Origin of the sequence: Priestia sp. BR_2 (assembly GCF_041954005.1) — a bacterium.
In the GTDB taxonomy this organism is placed as follows: Bacteria; Bacillota; Bacilli; order Paenibacillales; family Paenibacillaceae; genus Paenibacillus_AQ; species Paenibacillus_AQ lautus_A.
This window is the reverse complement of the sequence record NZ_JAVFHM010000242.1, coordinates 1-875: the sequence shown is the minus strand read 5'-3', so window position 1 is coordinate 875 and position 875 is coordinate 1. Positions and strand designations below refer to the sequence as shown.

General features: G+C 39.4%; 1 protein-coding gene. It reads left to right on the top strand.

Features of this window, described 5'->3' with window-relative positions:
* Positions 1-875 (top strand): MFS transporter (locus RB298_RS19185; protein ID WP_486048058.1); only part of this gene is annotated, 875 nt, incomplete at both ends.

Sequence of the window (875 nt, the reverse complement as noted above, 5' to 3'; positions counted from 1 at the left end):
TTATTTCAGTGGGGGCTGTTGTTATTACAACCATTATTGGTAAAACCTCAGATCGGGTACCCAGTCGAAAAAAATTGTTATTAATTACTACTTGTGCTGCTATTCTAGGGTACGCTGGATTTGCATTCATCCGCAACTTTTTTCTTCTTGCTCTTCTTGCTTTCTTTTTACTGGGAACAGCAGCCTCTGTAATACCTCAATTATGGGCATTTACAAGAGAAGCATTAAAACAGAGCACAGTAGAAGAAAAGGAAACACCTTTTGTAATGAATGTTTTTCGTGCGTTTTTCGCTCTTTCTTGGACAGTCGGTCCAGCAATTGCGGGTTGGGTGTTGTATGCGATTGGGTTTAAGGGACTCTTTTTATGCGTATCAGGCGGATACCTACTAGCAGCAATTGCGTTAGCTTTTTTATTAAAGGATGTCAAAATTGAAGTAGAAACCAAGCCAACTCCTGTGATTCTGCGTAAGTTTATTGTTCAATCTCATGTCTTAAAGAACATTATCGCAATGATGTGTATGACCATGGCTGTTTCTATGGCTAATTTAAACATGTCGCAATTTATTACGAAAGTACTTAACGGAACAGAAAAACAAGTAGGACTAGTGGTGAGCGTACCTCCAGTATTTGAGGTTCCATTTATGATTGCAGTGGGGGTATTAGCCACAAAAATCGGTAGTCGGCTGTTAATACGATTAGGATTTGGTATCTCTGTTTTTTATTATGGACTCCTGTTTTTAGTCACAGATCCATGGCAAATTTATCCGATTCAAATCTTAAGTGCTGCACAGGTTTCCATAACAGCTGGTATTGCTGTGTCTTACTTTCAAGACTTTATTCCGGATGAACCTGGGACGGCAACGGGGCTATATATG